This window comes from Acinetobacter sp. Q186-3, from assembly GCF_013420655.1.
Lineage (GTDB): Bacteria > Pseudomonadota > Gammaproteobacteria > Pseudomonadales > Moraxellaceae > Acinetobacter > Acinetobacter indicus.
On the sequence record NZ_VOXS01000009.1, the window covers coordinates 13,884 to 35,353 of the forward strand.

At 48.0% G+C, this 21,470-nt stretch carries 14 protein-coding genes; 7 read left to right on the top strand and 7 right to left on the bottom strand.

Features of this window, described 5'->3' with window-relative positions; genetic code table 11:
• Positions 1 to 75: 75 nt before the first annotated feature.
• The gene (gene uvrA / locus FTT64_RS09385; RefSeq protein WP_163140959.1) at positions 76 to 2,907 is read left to right on the top strand and encodes an excinuclease ABC subunit UvrA; all 2,832 of its coding nucleotides are present in this window, start codon (positions 76 to 78) and stop codon (positions 2,905 to 2,907) included.
• A 98-nt stretch (positions 2,908 to 3,005) separates the two neighbouring features.
• On the opposite strand, the gene FTT64_RS09390 is transcribed toward uvrA, so the two are convergent.
• Positions 3,006 to 4,712, bottom strand: coding sequence for a GGDEF domain-containing protein (locus tag FTT64_RS09390; RefSeq protein WP_180182304.1), 1,707 nt, complete (start codon positions 4,710 to 4,712; stop codon positions 3,006 to 3,008).
• A gap of 1,220 nt (positions 4,713 to 5,932) precedes the next feature.
• On the opposite strand from FTT64_RS09390, the gene omp33-36 reads away from it, so the two are divergent.
• The gene (omp33-36, locus tag FTT64_RS09395) at positions 5,933 to 6,832 is read left to right on the top strand and encodes a porin Omp33-36 (RefSeq protein WP_265088073.1); all 900 of its coding nucleotides are present in this window, start codon (positions 5,933 to 5,935) and stop codon (positions 6,830 to 6,832) included.
• Positions 6,833 to 6,897: 65 nt separating this feature from the next.
• On the opposite strand, the gene FTT64_RS09400 is transcribed toward omp33-36, so the two are convergent.
• Both FTT64_RS09400 and FTT64_RS09405 read right to left on the bottom strand, forming a co-directional pair.
• Positions 6,898 to 8,865, bottom strand: coding sequence for a choline BCCT transporter BetT (locus FTT64_RS09400; protein WP_168370789.1), 1,968 nt, complete (start codon positions 8,863 to 8,865; stop codon positions 6,898 to 6,900).
• 172 nt (positions 8,866 to 9,037) lie between these two features.
• A complete protein-coding gene (locus tag FTT64_RS09405) occupies positions 9,038 to 9,718 on the bottom strand; it encodes an ion channel (protein WP_005180739.1) in 681 nt (226 codons plus the stop codon).
• A gap of 99 nt (positions 9,719 to 9,817) precedes the next feature.
• Here FTT64_RS09405 and FTT64_RS09410 point away from each other — a divergent pair, with 99 nt between their 5' ends.
• Positions 9,818 to 10,342, top strand: a complete 525-nt coding sequence (locus FTT64_RS09410; RefSeq protein ID WP_005180740.1) for a DUF697 domain-containing protein — start codon at positions 9,818 to 9,820, stop codon at positions 10,340 to 10,342.
• Positions 10,343 to 10,345: 3 nt separating this feature from the next.
• Positions 10,346 to 11,245 carry a hypothetical protein gene (locus tag FTT64_RS09415; RefSeq protein WP_180182305.1) on the top strand — a complete coding sequence of 300 codons (900 nt, stop codon included), beginning with the start codon at positions 10,346 to 10,348 and terminating at the stop codon, positions 11,243 to 11,245.
• A 42-nt stretch (positions 11,246 to 11,287) separates the two neighbouring features.
• Here FTT64_RS09415 and FTT64_RS09420 read toward each other — a convergent pair whose 3' ends face one another.
• Both FTT64_RS09420 and FTT64_RS09425 read right to left on the bottom strand, forming a co-directional pair.
• Positions 11,288 to 13,003, bottom strand: coding sequence for a cation acetate symporter (locus FTT64_RS09420; RefSeq protein WP_104489272.1), 1,716 nt, complete (start codon positions 13,001 to 13,003; stop codon positions 11,288 to 11,290).
• Position 13,004: 1 nt separating this feature from the next.
• The gene (locus tag FTT64_RS09425; RefSeq protein ID WP_005180745.1) at positions 13,005 to 13,337 is read right to left on the bottom strand and encodes a DUF485 domain-containing protein; all 333 of its coding nucleotides are present in this window, start codon (positions 13,335 to 13,337) and stop codon (positions 13,005 to 13,007) included.
• A gap of 184 nt (positions 13,338 to 13,521) precedes the next feature.
• On the opposite strand from FTT64_RS09425, the gene FTT64_RS09430 reads away from it, so the two are divergent.
• Complete coding sequence (locus tag FTT64_RS09430) at positions 13,522 to 17,010, top strand: PAS domain-containing hybrid sensor histidine kinase/response regulator (RefSeq protein WP_104483890.1); 3,489 nt, start codon at positions 13,522 to 13,524, stop codon at positions 17,008 to 17,010.
• Positions 17,011 to 17,415: 405 nt separating this feature from the next.
• Complete coding sequence (locus FTT64_RS09435; protein WP_180182306.1) at positions 17,416 to 18,183, top strand: hypothetical protein; 768 nt, start codon at positions 17,416 to 17,418, stop codon at positions 18,181 to 18,183.
• Between the two features lie 65 nt (positions 18,184 to 18,248).
• On the opposite strand, the gene FTT64_RS09440 is transcribed toward FTT64_RS09435, so the two are convergent.
• The gene (locus FTT64_RS09440) at positions 18,249 to 18,899 is read right to left on the bottom strand and encodes a response regulator transcription factor (protein WP_005180757.1); all 651 of its coding nucleotides are present in this window, start codon (positions 18,897 to 18,899) and stop codon (positions 18,249 to 18,251) included.
• A gap of 375 nt (positions 18,900 to 19,274) precedes the next feature.
• Here FTT64_RS09440 and msuE point away from each other — a divergent pair, with 375 nt between their 5' ends.
• Complete coding sequence (gene msuE / locus FTT64_RS09445; protein WP_005180758.1) at positions 19,275 to 20,006, top strand: FMN reductase; 732 nt, start codon at positions 19,275 to 19,277, stop codon at positions 20,004 to 20,006.
• Positions 20,007 to 20,232: 226 nt separating this feature from the next.
• Here msuE and FTT64_RS09450 read toward each other — a convergent pair whose 3' ends face one another.
• On the bottom strand, positions 20,233 to 21,411 hold the full coding sequence (locus FTT64_RS09450) for an acyl-CoA dehydrogenase family protein (RefSeq protein ID WP_180182307.1): 1,179 nt from the start codon (positions 21,409 to 21,411) through the stop codon (positions 20,233 to 20,235).
• Positions 21,412 to 21,470 lie beyond the last annotated feature (59 nt).

The window sequence follows — 21,470 nt, forward strand, 5'->3', positions numbered from 1 at the left end:
ACCTTAAGCCTGCACTTGAACATTTTTCATGCGCTATCATATAGAGGTTTTAAATGAATTTTCTAGGATCATTGCATGAGCCAAAGTCATATCCGTATTCGAGGCGCACGTACCCATAACCTGAAGAATGTGAACCTTGATATTCCACGCGACAAGTTTGTGGTGATTACGGGACTTTCCGGTTCAGGTAAATCTTCCCTGGCTTTCGATACCCTGTATGCCGAAGGTCAGCGCCGTTATGTCGAATCGCTCTCGGCCTATGCGCGCCAGTTCCTGTCACAAATGGAAAAACCGGAAGTCGACTCGATTGAAGGCTTAAGTCCGGCCATTGCCATTGAGCAGAAATCGACCAGTCACAACCCGCGTTCTACCGTCGGCACCATTACCGAAATTTATGACTATTTACGTCTGCTCTATGCACGCGTGGGTACGCCCTACTGTCCGGAACATGACTTGCCGATGGTGGCGCAGACCGTGTCTGAAATGGTCGATGTGGTTAAAGGTCTGGAAGAAGGTACCGCCCTGCTGCTGTTAGCCCCAGTGGTACGTGAACGTAAAGGCGAATATACCCATCTGTTTGAACAACTGCAAAGCCAGGGTTTTGTTCGTGCCCGGGTAGATGGCGAAATCATGGAGATTGATCCGCCGCCAGAACTGGACAAAAAGAAAAAACACAGCATTGAAGTGGTGGTCGACCGCTTTAAAGTCCGGGATGATTTGGGCAACCGTATTGCCGAAAGTTTTGAAACCGCTTTACGTTTAGGTGGAGATATTGCGATTTTATCGTGGATGAAAGGTGAACATCCGGACCGGGTGTTCTCGGCCAAACACTCCTGCCCGGAATGTGACCGTGCCGTGGCCGAACTGGAACCGCGCCTGTTTTCATTTAACAACCCGTTTGGTGCCTGTCCGGTCTGTGATGGCCTGGGCACACGAAGCCATTTTAGTGCCGACAAGCTCATTCCCAATCCGGAACTTTCTTTAAGCGAGGGTGCAATTCGTGGCTGGGACCGTCAGCGTCCTTATTATTATGGCATGCTGCAAAAAGTTGCCGATCATTATGATTTTTCCCTGGATACGCCCTGGAATGAACTGGACAAAGACACCCAGAAAAAATTCCTCTACGGCAGTGGCCGGGAAAAAATTGACCTGAGCTATGTCGATGAACGTGGTCGTCGTCACAACCGGGTACAGCCGTTTGAAGGAATTTTGCCGCATCTGGAACGCCGCTATCGTGAAACGGAAAGTAATTATGTCCGCGATGATCTGGCGCAGTATCTCTCCAATGCCGCCTGTGATGCCTGTGATGGTTCACGTCTGAATGAAATTTCGCGTCATGTGCGAGTCAAAGACAAAACCATCAGCCAGATTACCAAAATGTCGATTGGTGACGCCGAGCATTACTATCAGAACCTAAATCTGGAAGGTGCCAAAGGCGAAATTGCCGACAAGATTTTTAAGGAAATCCGTGAACGTCTGCACTTTCTGGTCTCAGTCGGTCTGAACTATTTAAGTCTGTCGCGCTCTGCCGAAACGCTCTCGGGTGGTGAAGCCCAGCGCATCCGACTGGCATCGCAGATTGGTGCCGGGTTAATGGGCGTAATGTATGTGCTGGATGAACCGTCTATTGGTCTGCATCAGCGTGATAATGACCGCCTGCTGGAAACCCTGATTCGCCTGCGTGATCTGGGCAACACTGTACTGGTGGTCGAACATGATGAAGATGCGATTCGCGCCGCAGACCATATTATTGATATCGGGCCAGGCGCCGGCGTACATGGCGGGAATGTGATTGCCGAAGGGACCTATCAGGAACTGGCGGCCAATGCCAACTCTCTGACCGGTCAATACCTGTCGGGCAAGCTCAAGATTGAAGTACCAAAACAGCGCACTCAGCCACCTAAACCGGATGAACAGATCAAGCTGATGGGTGCCTGTGGCCATAACCTGAAAAATGTCGATCTGACCCTGCCTTTAGGCGTGATGACCTGTGTTACCGGGGTATCCGGTTCGGGCAAATCAACCCTGATTAACCGTACCCTGCTGCCATTGGCCGCAACCCAGCTGAATGGCGCCACCACGCTCAGTGCGGAAAAGTTTGACACCATTGAAGGACTGCAATTCCTGGATAAAGTGGTAGATATTGACCAGAGTCCGATTGGCCGCACCCCGCGTTCCAATCCGGCCACCTATACCGGTCTGTTTACCCCAATTCGTGAACTGTTTGCCCAGACGCCTGAAGCCAAAGGCCGCGGTTATGCGGCGGGCCGTTTCTCCTTTAACGTCAAAGGCGGACGCTGCGAGGCCTGTGAAGGTGATGGCATGATTAAAGTCGCCATGCACTTCCTGCCGGATATGTATGTGCCATGTGATGCCTGCCATGGCAAACGCTATAACCGCGAAACCCTGGAAGTGCATTACAAAGGCAAAAATATTTCCGATGTGCTGGAAATGACGGTCGAAGATGCCATGCATTTCTTTGATGCCATTCCGGTGATTCACCGCCGTCTGGAAACCTTGAATCAAGTCGGTTTAGGTTATATCCGTCTGGGTCAGTCAGCCACCACCTTATCTGGTGGTGAAGCGCAGCGGGTCAAACTGGCACGCGAACTGGCAAAACGGGATACCGGTAAAACCCTGTACGTGCTGGATGAACCAACCACCGGTCTGCATTTCCATGACATTGCCAAACTACTGGACATCCTGCATGAGCTGCGCAACAAGGGAAATACCATTGTGGTGATTGAACACAATCTGGATGTGATTAAAACCGCAGACTGGATTGTGGATTTAGGCCCGGAAGGCGGTGCCGGCGGCGGGATGATTATTGCCGAAGGTACCCCGGAAGAGGTGGTGAAAGTGAAAGCCTCCCATACCGGAAAATTCCTGAAACCGATGTTAAAATAAAATGAAAGGGCTCTGAGGAGCCCTTTTCTTTGTTATTAGATTCACCTGAAAAATATCAAGATATATATTTAAAATATTTTTCTATTTTAATTTACGGTTTAGAGCATACTTTCCACCCTATTCCGCCCCTTCTCTTTGGCCTTAAATAAGGACTGGTCTGCCCGGCCAAACAGCTCCATCCAGCTGCCTGCATCTGCGGCGACCCCGGCACTGACAGAAATATTTAATGGCGTGTCCAGTCCCGGCAGGGTCAGAACATTCTGGCTAATTTCCTGACGTAATTTCTCGGCAATACTCAAGGCCCCGTCCAGATCAATCTGCTCAATCAGAATCAGGAATTCATCGCCCCCATAACGCACAATCAGGTCAGATGAACGCACACTGTATTTTAACACTTCGGCAATTCCCTGAATCACCCGGTCACCGACAATATGCCCATACTGATCATTGACCTCTTTAAAGTCATCAATATCAATAATAATTAAACCGGTTTGATGGAGCTTGTCCGGATTCTGATTCAGATATTGAATATATTCTTCTAGCGCCAGACGATTGGAGACTCCGGTCAGGGTATCGGTATTCGCCATATTACGTAGCTGGAATTCTAGCAAATCCCGTTCAGCCAAGCGTGCCTGCAACTGCTTGAGTGCAGCAAATAAAGAGGTGGGTGAGGAATCTGGAGCTGTGGCCGTCTGCGGCTGGGCTTCAGATAACTCTAAAATCAGATCTCGCGCTTCAATTAAAGGTTTAAATACCTTAAAACGCGCATAGACCATGGTAAACAGCGCTGCCAGCAAGGAAATAATCGACACCGACAGCGTCAGGATAAACTGCTGCCAGGCAGCATGGCGCTCCTGCTGGGCCAGCCAGACACTATAATCCAGCAGATATTTCTGCAGATTCACCACTGTCGTAAATTTATCGACAATCTTCAGAGTCAATTCAATTCCGCTTAATGAATACGGGCGCGCATGCAGACTTTCTTCAATCAGCTGGCTGACAATAGGAACCCCCTGATCCAGATATTTTTGTTTAACCTGTTGATGCAGTCCCAGGTATTCAGGCGTTTTGTGCTGTTCAGGCTGAATCGAGTTGACCAGATCCCATAAATAATAAGATTGCCGCTGGCTCTGTAAGGAATAAGCCAGGTTCTGTTCAGGAATTGGTTCTTTAAAAGTCACGGCCGCCATAATCGTCGAGGCCAGACGTCCGGCCTGATCACGTAAATCGGCCAGTACCAGAATCAGACTATAGGACTCCGACAGCATGGTCTTTTTGCCTTCCGACTGCATCATGACATGCTTCAGCACCTCATAGACTTCATCCCAGGCACGAAACATGGCCTGAATGGCCTGATCCAGCTGTGCTGAACTGCGCTGGGCATAGGGTTGTGCTGCATAGGCATCCACCGCAGCACGTCCTTTTGCCAAAGCCGGTTTTAAATCGGTGGTCAAGGCATTGGCCTGTGCAGCAAAACCGGCGCTATTTAACAATTGCATGGTGTGTTCAATCTGCAGATCGACCCGCTCTCGAAACAGGGTCAGCTCTTTCAGGTTGGCACTGAGTTCATCTGGAGTACTGGACATGACCTTATTGGCCGGACCACGTTCGCGTGAAATCTCATTGGCCAGATCGGCCACATGACGTAAGACTGAAATTTCGGTCAGCACCACATCGGACTGCTGATAAGAGCGATAACTCTTCAGCGTCACCGGAACCGAAATAAACAGAATCGACAGGATGATAATGAGCATAGAAATAAACAGACGCTGCTTAGTATTCTCTGAATGCAAGCGATGGGACATGTTTATAACCTCACTACCATGAGCATGAACTGAACGTATTGAATCAACAAAGGCAGAGCAACGACCTGAAGCGGATGACCACACTGCTGAGGAAAAAATAACAGGACAGCGGTAGCGTTCATTCAACTATAAGTCGAATAAATCAACAAGATAACTAAAAAATTGTGACAAGGTTAACAAATTTATTGATTAAGTTGAATAAAAACCGACGAAATTAGAGTAAGTTTCTATTTTTTTGAAGGGCAACCGAGATTGCATTCTCTTAAAAATTAAATATAAGCCAATGATTTATATAATAAAAATAAGGTTTTAAAAATTGTATAAAAAATTAAAGAAAACATTTTACAGCTGCATCAAATAAGTGCATAATGCACCGCATTGGGGCGACTTTAGATATTCCTCAGCAGAATTTTAAATTTTCCCGCAAATTTTGGCTAAAAAATCCCGGTTTTCGTTGAAAACCGGGATTTTTTTATGGTCATATATTCAATAGCGCTTTTTAATTCAAGAAATATTGCACCAACATAGTGCACAATAAATTTATACTTAAGCGGTTTTTAATCCTGACTACAGGATTCAGGCATAAAAAAAACCCAGCCTTGGGGAAAGCTGGGCATATAAAAAGTAAAACTTTGTGGAGAATCTCAGTGCAGTTCCTCTAACCTCTAGTCCTGCATCAAGAAAAATCATGACCGAAATCACAATTTCGATAAAGCCAACCAAACGGTATAACTTTATCTAGCCATTATGATACTTATCACACTTTTTGTAAAGCCTATTAAAATAGTCTACTTTTAGTTTAACCAGTATTAATAGTCAGCGAATTTAGACCTATAAAAACCAGAAAACGTAGAAAAAAAGTAAAGCGTTATCAATTTCAGCTACATAATCCTGGTCTTAAGTTTCATTTTTTAAGCTTTATGCACTGCTTTTCACATTTTTATTAGATTGCTTTTATAGATAATTTATATTGAATCAATTCATATTAACTATAAAGAAAAGTGAGGCAGCAAACACTTTTCTTTCGCAAATGAGATTTAGCCGCTTGTTCTTTATACACTTTTTAGGTTGACAACAGATTTATCAATTGACTACTTTTTCGCCTATACATATTTTAGAGCAATTACTCAACTAAATAATCTCCTTTGTCTTCATTGACTTAATAAATTGTTACAATACAATGCCTATTGTTTAATCCATTTTTAACAAAACTGGTAACTATCATGAAAAAACTCGGTTTAGCCACAGCTTTATTATTAGCCATGACCGGTGCTCAAGCGTACCAATTCGAAGTTCAAGGTCAATCAGAATTCATCGACAATACTGCAAACAACAATGACTTCTCTGGTGCAATTCAAGGTACTTACTACTTCAAAAATGTTGATTCAACTAAAGGTCCTTTAGCTGAAGCTGCGTTTTTAAACCAAGCATCAAATGTTTCTTTAGCTTATAGCTATGGCGAACTTCAAGAAGATGGCGAGCGTGATGTTGTTCATGCTTATGGTGCTAAAGCTGAAGCATATGTTCCGACAAAATTTGTTCCAGCCTATGCAAGCGCGTCTTATAACCATACCATCGTAGACAACAAAACTGGTTTTGCTGATGACAATGGCGACCGTTATGCCTTAGAACTTGGTGCATTAGTAGCGCCAAACTTCCTGGTTGCTGTAGGTTATACCAGCGTTGCAGACCAAGCGTCTTTAGATGCTTTCAACATTGTTGCTAACGGTGTTGCTAAAGCAGGTCTAGAATCTGCAACAATCGCAGACGATCAAGATGCTATTACTGCACGTACTAAATACGTGGGTGCAATTGATGGTACAAACATGGCAATCGGTTTTGAAACTGGCCTTGTTTACGGTGAAAGCACAGCGTACAACCTAAAAACTGATCTTTACTTAACGCCTGCTCTTAGCGTTGGTGCATCTTACATGGAGTCTAGCTACAACAACTCTCCAGACAAAGCTTGGGGTGCAAACGTAAATTACTTCATCACTCCTGCTGTTTCTGTAGGTGCAAGCTATGTAAATGCTAACTTCGAAGCTGCTCAAGCTGGCGAAGAAGATGCAACAGTACTTGATACTCAAACTGTTGGCTTAAATGCTAAATTCCGTTTCTAATCTGATTTAGAAACTGATGTAAAAAAGACGCTCTATGAGCGTCTTTTTTTGTTTGAAAGAAATGATTATTCCGGACTACGCACAATACTCAGGAAATATAAATGCCGTTCATATTGATCCAGAATATCCTGTAGTAAATCTTCCTGGGTCCAGTCCATCACATCGTAGTTCTGCCCGCCCTCTCTTAAAAATACCTCAGCCTGATAAAACGGCGCATCGGCCGTGACTTCTGGCATAAAGCTCGGCGGCACAGTTTCACGGGACACCACCTGATAAATAAAGTTAATCTCATGCTGATGATCGACCTTTAAACGCAGGCCATCTTCCAGCGAATCAATCGACACAGTCAGATGCCGCTTCTGGAACTCCTTCTGAATATTCTCAAAAGCCTGCTGTACCTGAATCTGAATATACTGTTCTACCTCAGCCTGGCTATGCGGATAATGCATGATCAGCCCCAGACGCTGTTGCCAGCTGCGTGGATTATGAATGGCGCGCGGCGTAATCCGTGCTTCCTGCAAGGCATTCATTTTGGTGACATCTAGCCGTAGGGCTTTGAGCAGGCCCCAGCACATCAGCAGCAGAATGAGGGTAAATGGCAAGGCACTCATAATGGTGGCCGACTGGAGCGCACTCAGGCCACCGGCCAATAGCAGGATAATCGCCAGCACCGCCATCAATACGGTCCAGAACAGCCGTTGCCAGACCGGAGAATGTTCCGTTTTTGCAGTGAGAAAATCTGTGACCAGCGCACCTGAATCTGCCGAAGTAACAAAAAACAGCATCACCAGCAGGGTCGCCAGCAGACTCATGATGGAGGCAAAAGGCAGATTACTTAAAAACTCAAACAGGGCCACCGAGGAGTCCTGCTGTACTGCGGTCATCAATTGCAGATTCGCTTCATGCAAAATGCTATACAGCGCGGCATTGCCCATAAAACCCATCCAGACCAGGGTAAAACCAGTCGGAATCAGCATTACCCCCACAATAAATTCACGGATACTGCGTCCTTTGGACACCCGGGCAATAAACAGTCCCACAAATGGCGACCAGGAGATCCACCAGGCCCAGTACATGATGGTCCAGCCCCCAATCCAGCCACTCGGTTGATAGGCATATAAATTGAAGGTCATATGAAACAGATTCGAGGCATACTGACCAATATTCTGAATGGTGGTTTGTAGTAAATAGATACTCGGCCCCGTTATAAATACAAATAACAGCAGCACCACCGCCAGCACCAGATTCAGCTCTGACAGCCGTTTAATACCTTTGTCCAGACCAAAAAACACCGATAAAGACGCCATGCTGCTGACCACAATAATCAGGATCATCTGGGTACTGGCACTTTGTTCAATCCCGAATAAATAATTCAGCCCCGAATTGATCTGAGTCACACCAAAACCTAAAGTGGTGGCAATTCCGAAGACAGTGCCGAGCGTGGCAAAGGTATCAATCCCATCTCCGAGCGGGCCGTAAATTTTTGAGCCAATCAGCGGATACAGGGCCGAACGGACTTTTAGCGGCAGATTGTGCCGGTAAGCAAAATAAGCCAGTGCCAGCCCGACCAGCGCATAAATGGCCCAGGCATGAATGCCCCAGTGGAAAAAAGAAATGCGCATCGCCTGCTGCGCTGCCTGGATGGTGGCCGGCTCACCGACCGGTGGTGAAACATAGTGCATCACCGGTTCAGCCACGCCAAAGAACATCAGGCCAATGCCCATCCCGGCGGTAAACAACATTGCAAACCAGGAACCCTGATGATATTCCGGCTGGCTATGATCCGGACCGAGCTTGATTTTGCCTATATCGGACAGCGCAATATAAATCAGCAGAATCAGGAATACCGCCACCGACAGCACATAGAACCAGCTAAAAGAATCGGTAATCCACTGGTTCATGCGCTGGGTCAGCAGTTCAAAACTATTGGGCGCCAGCAGCACCACCGCCAGAAAAATCGCAATAACCGCGACCGTACTGATAAATACATTCGGATTGATATTGCCCCACCAGGGCAATTTTTCGGAAGGCATAACTCCCCCATTTTATTTTTAAAGATGATAGACAGACGCTTTAGGTCCGGGCAGCATTCACCGCAAAGGTGAACAAAAGATGAGTGTCGTGAGCTTAAACTCGCGCACAGCTTAGTCCTCTCGCAGCAGAAACACTATTGAACTGCTGTAACACAATAGCCCAAGCCGATGATTAATCTTTATTTCTGGGCAAATGACGAATGTATTGCAGGGCAATCAGCCGGGAAACAATTAAGGCCAGATACATCACCCCGCAAAACATTTGCAGCATGGCAATCACCCGTACTGCCGGACCAATCGGCATCAGGTCAGACAGGCCGGTGGCAGACTGCAAACTGAAACTCAGAAACAGTAGATCCAGCCAGCTTTGTAAATCTGGTTGGGTCGGATGATAAAAACTGGAAGGATCCAGTATCTGGCAAATATTGTAAACAAAGGCAAACGCCCAGGCAATTAAGGTGAATACTGCGCCGGCGGCAAACAGTTCATCGCGAGTCAGGTAACGGTCTTCAAACATATAACGCAGCAAACCATAGGCCGCACTTAAATAGGCCGCGGCTTCAAAGGCATGACTAATCACCAACACGGTCGGGTTATTAACCCCCAGCACAATCAGCAGAGAAAAGAACAAGGCGCCCGTGACAAAGCTCAGCCCTAAAAAAGTAAACATCGGGGTCTGGCGAATGACTTTGGCAATTAACAGCAATACCACCACACCCAGCATCCAGATCAGCACGCGATAGGTGGCATGATGACTGAGCAGCGACAACACGAGAATAAAAAACTGCATTAACAGCAGCCAGGCCGAAGGCAACAGCCGGAATCCTTTCCATAAATCAATGAATGCTTGCATGGGCACATCCTGGGTATCTTGGTGTAATGCGGACATCACTTTCTTTTTTGTTCTGATTACCATAGCATGCTTAAAAGCGCAGACAGATCACTCCTTTGTATGAAAATTACAGAAAAAGTACGTCAAGAAATCACCCAGATTGAATTCCGGGATGACCTTTCTCAGGATAAAAAAATTGCCAAAATCACCCATCTGGCCTGTGCCACCTGTGCCGGTGTCGCCATTCAGCCCCTGCCTTTTGCCGATATTCTGATTCTGACACCCTTACAAGGCTACTTTGCCAGCCGGATTGCTGCCATTCACGGCATTAAACTGACCGACAATGAAGCGCTGGACTGGGTCAAGGAGCTGATCGGGCTGGTGGGTTTGGGCATCGCCGCGCAGCAGATTGCACTGGGGGTCTGGAAAACCGTGACCTTTGGCTTTGGCGGCCTGCTGACCATTCCACTGGTCTACGGCCTGACTTTTGCGATTATGAAAGTGGCTGATCTGTATTTTTCCCATAAAGCCCGTAATGAAAAACTCAGTGAGGAACGCATTAAAGCGGTATGGAAACAGGCGTTCCAGCAAGGTAAAAAACAGGGACAGGCTCAGGCAGAGCAGCTGCAACAGCCAGAGGATTAAGCCATGACCCGATCGTCCTCTCCGATTCACTATCTCCGTAAAAATTTTGATGCACTGGCCATCACCACCGTATTGGCCAAACTGGCCTGGAACGCGCGCATGCCGCAACTGACTGAAGCGGATCAGGCGGTACTGGCTGCATTAAGACGCAGCCATGCTGAACTGGCAAACGCCCCTCTGGAAGATATTCAGGCTTATTTACAGGGTTTTGATGAACAGCAGATTGTCGGGCTGGTATCGACGGTCAAAGGCATGTTGCATGACATGGAATTTGTACGGCTGGACCATGAAGATGGCGACAGTCTGTATGCCGCGTATCTGGACCAGCGCGACCATACCGATTTTGATGTGCTTCTGGCCGATCAGCACAGTGGTGAAAGCTGGCAATTGCAACTAAAAGCCATCGAAGGTACTGGCACCGGAAAAGACTGGATTGCTGCCCCTCCTGAAGAAACGCTGCTTACCACTGAAGAAATCGCGACACAGTTGGGTCTGGAAAGTTCTGGTCTCAGCACCAAAGAGCTGACCCAGAGTGTGGAAGATGCGATTGATGTGATTGTCACCGCCAAAGACCCGAATGATGAACATTTCTGGGACTACTTTCCGGCCATCTCCGTGGCCAGTGTTTCACTGGCAATTTATGAACTGTTCCGGCGCTATCAGCAGCAGGAAATCAGCTGGTCAGAATTTAAATGGATGGCGGCCAAAGTATCTGGCATCAAGGTCAGTAAAATTGCCTTTATTGGTCTGCTGTTGGGTCTACCGGTGGTCGGTCAGGTCACGGGTGCCTACCTGGTCGCCAAGCTGTTACTGAATGCCAAAGCCACCTGGTTTGAAAAAGAATCAGCGCTGTATCGCAAACTACAGGCCTACTGGGCCAGCAAGCAAAAACCGCAGCCATAAAAAAGCCCCTTGCGGGGCTTTTTTTAGGCATATCTGCTCATCTTAGTGATCAGATGCACCTGAGATACCAATACCGGTTTGTGAGCGGACAAACTGTGCATCGAATGCTTTACGTTCCGCTTGTGCTTGCGCAGAGTTATCGGTAATCGAGAACAACCAGCAGCAGAAGAATGACAATGGCATTGCGAAGATTGCAGGACCGTTAAATGGCACCACTGGTGTATCAGAAATTGCCAGCGTATCGACCCAAACTGCTTTCGACAATACGATCAGCACGACAGCAGACACCAGACCTGCAACACCACCAATCACCGCACCACGTGTGGTTAAACCTTTCCAGAACATCGACAGAACCAGTACCGGGAAGTTCGCACATGCAGCTACCGAGAATGCCAGACCCACCATGAACGCAACGTTTTGTTTCTCGAACAGAATACCCAGAATCATCGCGAAGATCGCTAAACCTAAAGTTGCGATTTTAGACATGCGCAGTTCAGATTCAGGTGTAGTTTGACCTTTCTTGAATACGTTGGCATACAAGTCGTGAGAGATTGCTGAAGCACCTGACAGGGTCAGACCGGCAACCACCGCAAGAATTGTGGCGAATGCAACTGCTGAAATGAAGCCCATGAACAGGTCGCCACCGACTGCGTCAGACAGGTGTACCGCCGCCATGTTGTTACCACCCACCAGCTCAAGCTTGCCAGTGACTGCCATTTTTGCGATATCCAGGAATTGCGGGTTGTTGGCCACATACAGGATCGCACCGAAACCAATGATGAAGGTTAACAGGTAGAAGTAACCAATAAAGCCGGTTGCAACCACAACAGATTTACGTGCTTCTTTGGCATCTTTTACCGTGAAGAAACGCATCAGGATGTGTGGCAAACCTGCAGTACCGAACATTAATGCCAGACCCAGTGAGATCGCATCAATCGGGTTAGATGCCAGGCTACCTGGACCCATGATATTCGCTGCATCAGCCAGGCTCAGGTCATGTACCTTCGAGAACACCTGAATTGATTGTTCAAACATATTGGTGAAGCTGAAGCCCACGCCTTTCATTACCATGAAAGCCATGAAGGTTGCACCAGACAGTAACAGTACCGCTTTAATGATCTGTACCCAGGTCGTTGCCAGCATGCCGCCGAACATAACGTAAGCCATCATCAATAAACCAACCAGCACAACTGCGATGTTATAGTTCAGACCGAACAGCAGTTTGATCAGCTGACCTGCACCCACCATCTGTGCAATCAGATAGAACGCCACGACGACTAGCGAGCTGAATGCCGCCAGGGTACGTACTGGTTTTTCTGATAAACGGAAGGAAACTACGTCAGACAGGTTGTATTTACCCAGGTTACGTAAACGTTCTGCAATCAGGAACAATACGATTGGCCAGCCCACCATGAAGCCCAGTGAATACAGCAAGCCGTCGAAGCCTGACATAAACACCATGGCGGAAATACCCAGGAAAGACGCAGCCGACATATAGTCACCGGCAATGGCCAGACCGTTTTGGAAACCTGAAATACCACCACCGGCAGTATAGAAGTCTTTGGTATTGGTGGTTTGTTTCGCCGCCCATTTGGTAATGAACAGGGTCGCACCCACAAAGATCAGGAACATGATAATTGCAGGCCAGTTGGTGGCTTGTTGTTCTGCTGCGCCCAGATCAGGTGCGGCGAAAGCCATACCTGACATCATCAACGCAGAAGCTGCAGCAGCTTGCGCCTTCAATGAAGTCCATTTCATCTTAGTCTTGTCCTTTTTGTTGTGCAATTGCTTCTACTTCACGCATTGCTTCTTCATTCAGTTGATCCAGCTTGTTATTCGCAATATAGGAATACACTGCACACAAAATGAAAGATAACACGATGATGCCCAGACCCAGTGGAATACCCCAGGTCGTCACGCCACCAGAAATGGAAGATAATAGAAACTCTTTGTTATAGCCAACTAACAACATGAAGCCGACATAAACGATTAACATGATTGCGGTAAGCGTCCAGCTAAGATTACGCTTTTTTGCAACCATTTCTTTGAATTTTGGATTGTGTAGAATTCGATCTACTTGAGCCTCATCCATAGTTTTACTCCTTGAAACGCCCAGCCTTAGGCGTAATTTTTAATTCGAATTATATTCATGATGAAAACTAACAAGTTTGTAGGGTGCTTGTAATTTAGACTTTGGTCGTTAAATTTTGAGCAATTCAAACTGATGCGTTCACGAATAGAGTATTATAACGCGAGATAAATACACCGCGGGTATTATGAACAGCTGGCTGATTATCGGGGTGTTAGCCCTTTATATTGCATTACTTTTTATTTGTGCATTTTTTGGTGAAAAACATGCGAGCCGCCTCAGTACGCGCGGTCGTATGCTGCTGTTCAGTCTGACCTTGGGCGTCTACTGTTCATCCTGGACCTTTTACGGGGCCACTGGTGCAGCGGTGCGTGAAGGCATTATCTTCCTGCCGATCTATTTAGGGCCGCTCTTGTTCGTGGCGGTTGGCTATGACATCTGGCGCCGTTTGGGTCGGGTCCGGCAACATCATGCCATTTCCTCGATTGCCGACTTCGTGGCAGCGCGATATGGCAAAAGTGGTGCCCTGGCCTCGCTGGTGACCATTCTGGCAGTCATTGCGATTATTCCCTATCTGGCCCTGCAGTTACGCGCAATTGCCTTAAGTGCTGCCGTAATTCTGGATCAGACCACCCATGTCGAAAGTACCACCAATGGTGTACTGTTTTTAACCGCGCTGCTGGCAATTCTGGCGATGCTGTTTGGCACCCGGCAAATTGCCAACACCGAACAGCACGGCGGTTTAATGCTGGCGGTGGCGTTTGAATCTTTCGTCAAGCTGTTTGCCCTGCTCTGTGTGGCCGGTTTCTTTGTCTTTGAATCGGCCGATAACCTGAAGCAGATCAGCAATGATGTGGCCCAGACCTTCCATGAAGTGCAGCTGTTGGGCGTACCGGAAACTTTCTGGGTGCAAACCCTGCTGGCCGCACTGGCGATTATCTGCTTGCCACGCCAGTTCCACGTGGCGGTGGTCGAATTACGCGATGAAAAACATATTCGCGGGGCACGGCGCTGGTTTGCCGTTTATCTGATTTTAACCACCATCGCGATTATTCCAATTGCCAGCTGGGCCTTACATGCCGCGCCGCAATATCTGATGATTCCGGATGTCGCGGTGCTGTCCTTACCGCTCAGCTATAATCAGGAATGGCTGACCTTACTGGCCTTCCTGGGTGGTTTTTCGGCTTCAACCGGGATGTTGCTGGTGTCTTCAGTGGCGCTGTCGATCATGCTCAGTAATGACCTGATCATGCCGGCGCTGTGGCGCTCGGGCCTGATTTCGCGTCATGACAAACGGTTGCCACTGGTGCTGAAATTCACCCGCCGCATCTGTATTCTGGCGGTGATGCTGCTTGGCTTCCTGTTCTTCCATTTCTTTAATGATATTGACCAGCTTTCGGTCTTCGGTTTACTGGCCTTTAGTGCGGTAGCGCAGTTCTCCCCGGCCCTGATTGGCGGGCTGTACTGGCGCGGCGGCAGTAAACAGGGTGTTTATGCCGGCCTGATTGTCGGTTTTATCATGTGGGCCTATACCCTGCTCTGGCCAACGGTTTTACGCAGTCTGCCAGAACAGTTCTCGGCGATTACCCAGTATTATTTAACCGTCGGTCCGTTTGGCATTAATGGTCTGCGCCCGGAAGCGCTATTAGGTTTTGAATCTTTTGCGCCGCTGACACATGGTGTGGTCTGGTCACTTGGTCTGAACCTATTGCTGTATGTCTGGGTATCGCGCATGTTCCGCCCGAGTGTGGCTGAACAGATTCAGGCTGAAAGTTTCTTCTACTATGAAACCAAGCCGCTGCCATCGCACACCACCAGCAATGAAGTCAGCTATTCGCATCAGGATGTGGCGCGTTTAAAAGTCGGTGACCTGATTACGCTGGCCAAACGCATTACCGGCGATGAGCCAACCATGCAGGCCTTCCGGCAGTTCAGTGAACAGAATAATGTGGTGCTGAATGAAAACAGCAATGCCAACGGCATGTGGTGGCGTTTTACCGAACAGTACCTGGCCGGCACCATTGGCGCGGCATCGGCGCGAACCCTGCTCACCACGGCGATGGTCAACAATGGTCTGGCGCTAGGTCAGGTCGCCAATATTCTTGACCAGGCCTCCCAATGGCAGCGCTTTAACCAGAACCTGATCATGACCATGATCGACCACATGACCCAGGGGGTGAGCGTGGTCGATGAAAACATGTGTCTGGTGGCCTGGAACAATCAATATCTGAAACTGTTTGATTATCCAAAAGATATTGTCTATGTCGGCTGTCCAATTGCCGACCTGATCCGCTATAACGCCGAGCGCGGCGAATGTGGCCCGGGCTCGGTGGAAGAACACGTGCGTAAACGGATTCACTGGATGAAAGTCGGCAGTGCGCATGAGTTTGAACGTATCCGTAAAGATGGCCGCGTGATTCAAATGCGCGGTAATCCGATTGAAGGCGGTGGCTTCGTGACCACCTTTGCCGATATTACCGCCTTCCGTGAAAATGAAGCGGTCCTTGAAGCACGTGTACAAGACCGTACCCAGCAATTGGCCGATGCCCTGGCCGAACAGCAGCTGGCGCGCGAACAGGCCGATAAAGCCAATATGTCCAAGAGCCGCTTTATTGCCGCGGCCAGTCATGACCTATTACAGCCGATGCACGCAGCCCGTCTGTTCAGTACCGCGCTAGAGCAAAGCATCCAGTCGGATGATGACCGCAAAACCTTGCAGCAGCTGGATCGTGCCCTGCATGGCGCTGAAAGTATGCTGTCTGCGCTGCTGGATATTGCCCGTTTAGAAGGCGGCACCATTCAGCCGAAACGTCAGCCTTATCCACTGCATGACTTGCTCAGTGATCTGGAACTGCAATTTAAATCCATTGCCGCGCAGCGGGGCATCCAGTTTGCCGTGCATGATGCCCAGTTCTGGATTGACACCGATCCGCAATGGATTCGCCGGATCATCCAAAACTTTGTCAGCAATGCACTGCGTTATACCGCCAAAGGTAAAGTCGTGGTCGGGGTATTACGTTCTGCACAGCGTCCGCAGCATATCCGCATCGGGGTCTGGGATACCGGTCCCGGCATTGCCGAAGAACAGCGCATTAAACTGTTCCAGGAATTTGAACGTTGCGGCCATACCTCGCCGTGGGGTGAACAGGGTCTGGGCCTCGGTCTGGCCATTGTGCAGCGTATGACCAGCCTGCTGGATTATCCGGTCTATGTCTATTCCACTCTCGGACAGGGCTCCTGCTTCATGATTGAAGTACCGGTGGTGGATGCACCTAAAGCCGTGGCTGCACCGGTTCAGGCCGTACCGCTGAAAACCAAGGCCTATAAAATTCTGTGTCTGGATAATGATGAAACTATTTTAGAAGGCATGGCGACCTTATTGGGCAAATGGGGCTATCAGGTCTTTAAAGCCACCGAACCGGAACAGGCCCTGGAGATTATCCAGCAGGAAAATATTCAGGTCTGGCTGGTCGATCAGCATTTAAATAACAATAAAGTCGGTCTGGACTTTATTCTGGCCAACCGTCAGGAAAATGTACCAGTGGCATTAATTACCGCCGATTCGGATCCGGAATTACCGCAGCGTCTAAAAGAGCTGAATATCGTGTTGCTGAAAAAACCGCTGAAACCGGCCTCCTTGCGAGCCTGGTTATCCGGTCTGAAAATTTCAGCTTAGGCTGACATATTTTGAAACCTCTTTGCGGCTTCGGTAACAAAGAGGTTTTGTATTTTGGGCCTGAAAATGGCGATTTATTGCAGCCCGCTAGGCAAAACTGCTCAAAACAGGCGCTATCTGCCTGACAGCCATTGGCAGAAAATTCCATTGAATTATTTACTATGGCAAAGGCTACCAAAAATCTCAGTGTACAGCTGTATACCTGGTTACAAAATTTTAATCTTATGATTTTTAAAATTATTTTTTGATTAAAAAATACGCATTAGACTTTAGTCGCATATCTGATATGTAGCAATACGCGCATAAAAAAGACATTAAAAAGAAAAGATCAGTGTTTAGTCTGGAGATGAGCCCCTGAACGTCCTGTCCGGAGCTGATCATCATCCAGCCTAGAGGAGTTTTTTGATGAGTCTTTCAAGCGCAGTACAGCAAGGTCATGAGCAGAACCAACAGTTTCACCGTCAGTATGGCGCCAATGCCCTGTTGCCGGCCATCGACTGGAAAACCCTGTTTCAGCACAGCAAATTAGAACATGCGCATATTGAAGCCCTGAATACCATTTATCAAACCGCTGTACCGCTGGCCTTACAGGTCTTTGATGAACTGCATTTTGATGTATTTAGTCCGGCAGCCTATAAACCACAAGGACTGGGCCTGTTTGAAAAACTGTCTGAACAGGAACAGAAACTGCTGCGTTCGCTGGAAACTGAATGTGACTGTCTTGGTGCCACCACCCGTCACCAGATCTGGAGCATGCTGCTGCGCGGTGGTGCGGTCCTGGTATTTAAAGCCTGGCTCGGCAAAGTCAAAACCGATAAAACCGAACTCGATACCAGCCAGTTTGATGAACTGTCCGATTTACTGTTTATCAAAACCCCGCCGCATGAACTGGCACAGCGTTTAGGTGTAGATATTCATTCCCATGAAGATCATATCTTCCTGATGTATGGCAATGATGTCTATTTGGACCGTTTTAACAGTCTGGAAACTGCCGCGCTATTTGTCGATTTAGGCGTCTATGATCCGGCATTTTTAAGCCTGCGCGATGACCGTATTGCCGACCACTTAAAATCTCAGGACTATGTGACTCAGGAACAGATTGATGAATTGCAATGCGCTTTGAATCCGCTGTTCTGTACCGATGCCACACCGAAACAGGATTGTCTGGCTTAAGCCTTAGCCGATCTGCAAAACAAAAAGGACATCATTTGATGTCCTTTTTATATATTTTTCAATATTTAGATTTTCTTTTCTTCAATATTCAGCGCATTAATCGCCAATACCGCCTGGGTACGGTTTTGTACGCCCAGTTTACGGAAAATCGCCGTCACGTGTGCCTTAATGGTCGCTTCAGAAACATCCAGTTCATAGGCAATCTGTTTATTCAGCAAACCTTCAGCCACCATCATCAACACACGGAACTGCTGCGGCGTTAAGGACTGAATCCGCTCTGCCAGTGCAGTTTCATCGGCAGCACGCGGGTCAAAATTGACATTGGCCGGCAGGTTTGGCGGTAACCAGATTTCGCCTTCCAGCACCTGACGAATCGCTTCGCCAATATGGCTTGGGTGGGCAGATTTTGGAATATAACCCATGGCACCATGCGCAATGGCACGCTGGATAATCGACACTTCTTCATGTGCCGACACCACAATAATCGGAATTGAAGGATATTGTGCACGCACATGCACCAGCGCCGAGAAACCCGAAGCGCCTGGCAAATTTAAATCGAGGAGAACAAGATCAGGTTCAGGTCCTTTTTCTAAACGTTCATAGAATTCATTGACTGCAGCAGTTTCATGAATTTGAGCTTGCGGTAAGCTATAGCGTACAGCCTGAATTAAAGCATGACGAAACAGCGGATGATCATCAACGATTAAAATATTCATAAGTGACGTGAGAGATCTTGTGCACAATGGCTCCTATTCTACCCATACAAATGCGGTTAAGGATATGCAAGAGTGAACTATTTTTGGCTTAAACGAGATTTTTTGTCCGATTATTCATATTTTCTTACATTTTCTTAAATCTGAGATAGGAAATCTGATTTTGATATAACATTTATCAGCCTGATTCAGATGCTTATCTGAGTCGCATATAAGTATAAATTTCAATTATTTATTTCATTAAATTTAGTTATTAATTGCTCATTTTAAAGTTATCTGAAAAACAGATAACTTTTCTGTATTTGCTTATTTTACAGGGTAATTCAACTATTGATTAATAACAGACATTCCGAGATCAACCACAATTCAGGTAAGCCTATGTCTGTTTTCAATTCAACCAAACCACTCAATATTGTCGCAGTATCGGGCGGCTTAAATCATCCGTCTAAAACCGAAGCTTTGGTGCAAGCCATTATTGATGAACTGGGCGAAGCCACCCCGATTCAGGTGCATTTTATTAAATTCAGTGAAATTGCCCCTTTGCTGGGCGGTGCCATTTACCGCAAGCAGTTACCACAGCGCGTGCAGGATGATCTGGCTGCCGTTGAAGCAGCGGATGCATTAATTGTCGGTACACCGGTATATCGCGCCTCCTTTACCGGTCTATTCAAACATTTCTTTGATTTTGTCGAACAGACTGCGCTGGTAGATGTACCGGTATTACTGGCGGCATCGGGGGGTAGTGACCGCCACGCCTTGGTACTGGAGCATCAGCTGCGTCCGTTATTCAGCTTTTTCCAGGCGCAAACCTTGCCTATTGGTGTCTATGCCACAGACCGTGACTTTACCCTGGAATACACCATCCATAGCGAGGCCCTGCGTGACCGGATTACGTTGGCTGTGGCACGCGCCCTGCCCATTCTGGAATGGGCACCGGCCAAAGGCCAGCGCGCCGAAGTGGTGAAAAGTAAAACCCAGCAGGCCAACCAGAACCTGGGCATTAATAAACAGATTGAGCAGGATGAAGTACTACCTTCTGCTGCAGTACCTAGTCTGGATGCAGCAGAATCGCGTCTGCATCAGAACAAGGTCAAACCTCAAGTGGCGTAATCTGCTGACCCGCTGGCATCCCCTTCTTCCGAGTGTAGTCTTGGCCATTGATCCTGCGGACCCAGGCTTGCAGCAGCCTGGGTCCGCAAGCTTGCAGCGAAACATCGCTGCAATGCCGGATCAAATAAACACAACAACAGGCCCCTTATTTTTCCCTCAAGACTCGGCTTGAGGGATTTTTTCATTTTATCTGACTCAATGAAATGAGAATGAAGCGGTTTTAGTCCTAAGAATAAAAACTGGGATCTGGCACTTTGCCAGTCAGCACCCATTCACCCAGTTCCTGATATTTATAATCTACCGGATCATGCAGGGTCTGAGTACGCACATTGCGCCAGAAACGGTCCAGATTCAGCTGGGCGGTGGTGGCCCGTGCGCCCATTACCTGAAACATCTGCTCGGTAATATATAAAGAGGTATTGGTCGAGGCAATTTTGGCCGTAGCAATGGCCACCGCTACTTCACCGCGCTGTTCAGCCGTGAGTTCCGGTCCGATGCGCCAAGCCTGCTGCACACTCTGCACGGCTTTATCTGCCAAAAGCCGGACACTTTCTAGCTGCAGATAAAACTCGGCGCAATGCCGTTGAATAAACGGGTCATCCACCGCCTGCTCGACCCGAGATTTGGACCAGGCTTTTTGACCTTGCACGCTCTGAATCGCTGTTTCAAATGCCTCTTCGGCCACACCCAAAAACAGATGCACAAAAATCAGTTGTGCAATTAGCGGCCGCAAACTGGCATAAGGCGTACTTAGCGGTCCGGGATTCAGCAGCAATTCATGTTGATGAACACGCACCTGTTCAAAATGGGTCGTGCCGCTATCGGTCTGGCGCTGTCCCATATTGTGCCAGTCACCCAGAAAATGGACACCACTCCGGGTACTCGGAATCACCGCAATCAAAAGCCTGCCGGTCGCATCATAACCGGAACAGAGCAACAGGTCTGAATCGACCGAACCGGAGCAGAAGCTTTTATCGCCCTGAAACAGATATTCAGAATCTGCGACCGGTGTGACCGTGGTACGCCGATCCAGCGGATTCAGGGCATTGCCCCAAAACAGCTGCTGCTGAACTGTCTGTTGCAACCAGTGCTGATATTGTGCGGGCTGGGCGAACAGCTGCACGGTGGCAATCAGTAAATGATGAAATGCATAGACATGCGCCAAGGAGCTGTCCGCTTGTGCCAAAATCTGGACCGTTTTAAATATAGTCGACCAGGCGGCACCCTGCCCGCCATATTCTGTCGGAATTGATAAACTCAGCAAACCGCTACGGCGAATCAGATCACGCTCTGCTTTGGGATTACCGCCCTGCCGGTCACGTTCAGCGGCGGTCTGGGCAAACTGGTGGGCCAGTTGCCGGGCAATTTCCAGCGGGTCTAAAACAGTGGCCGTAGTCGGGTTCATCTAAAAATCATATCCTTGATCAATCGTAATACTGTGGATGGAGCGGGCTGTTGTGCTCG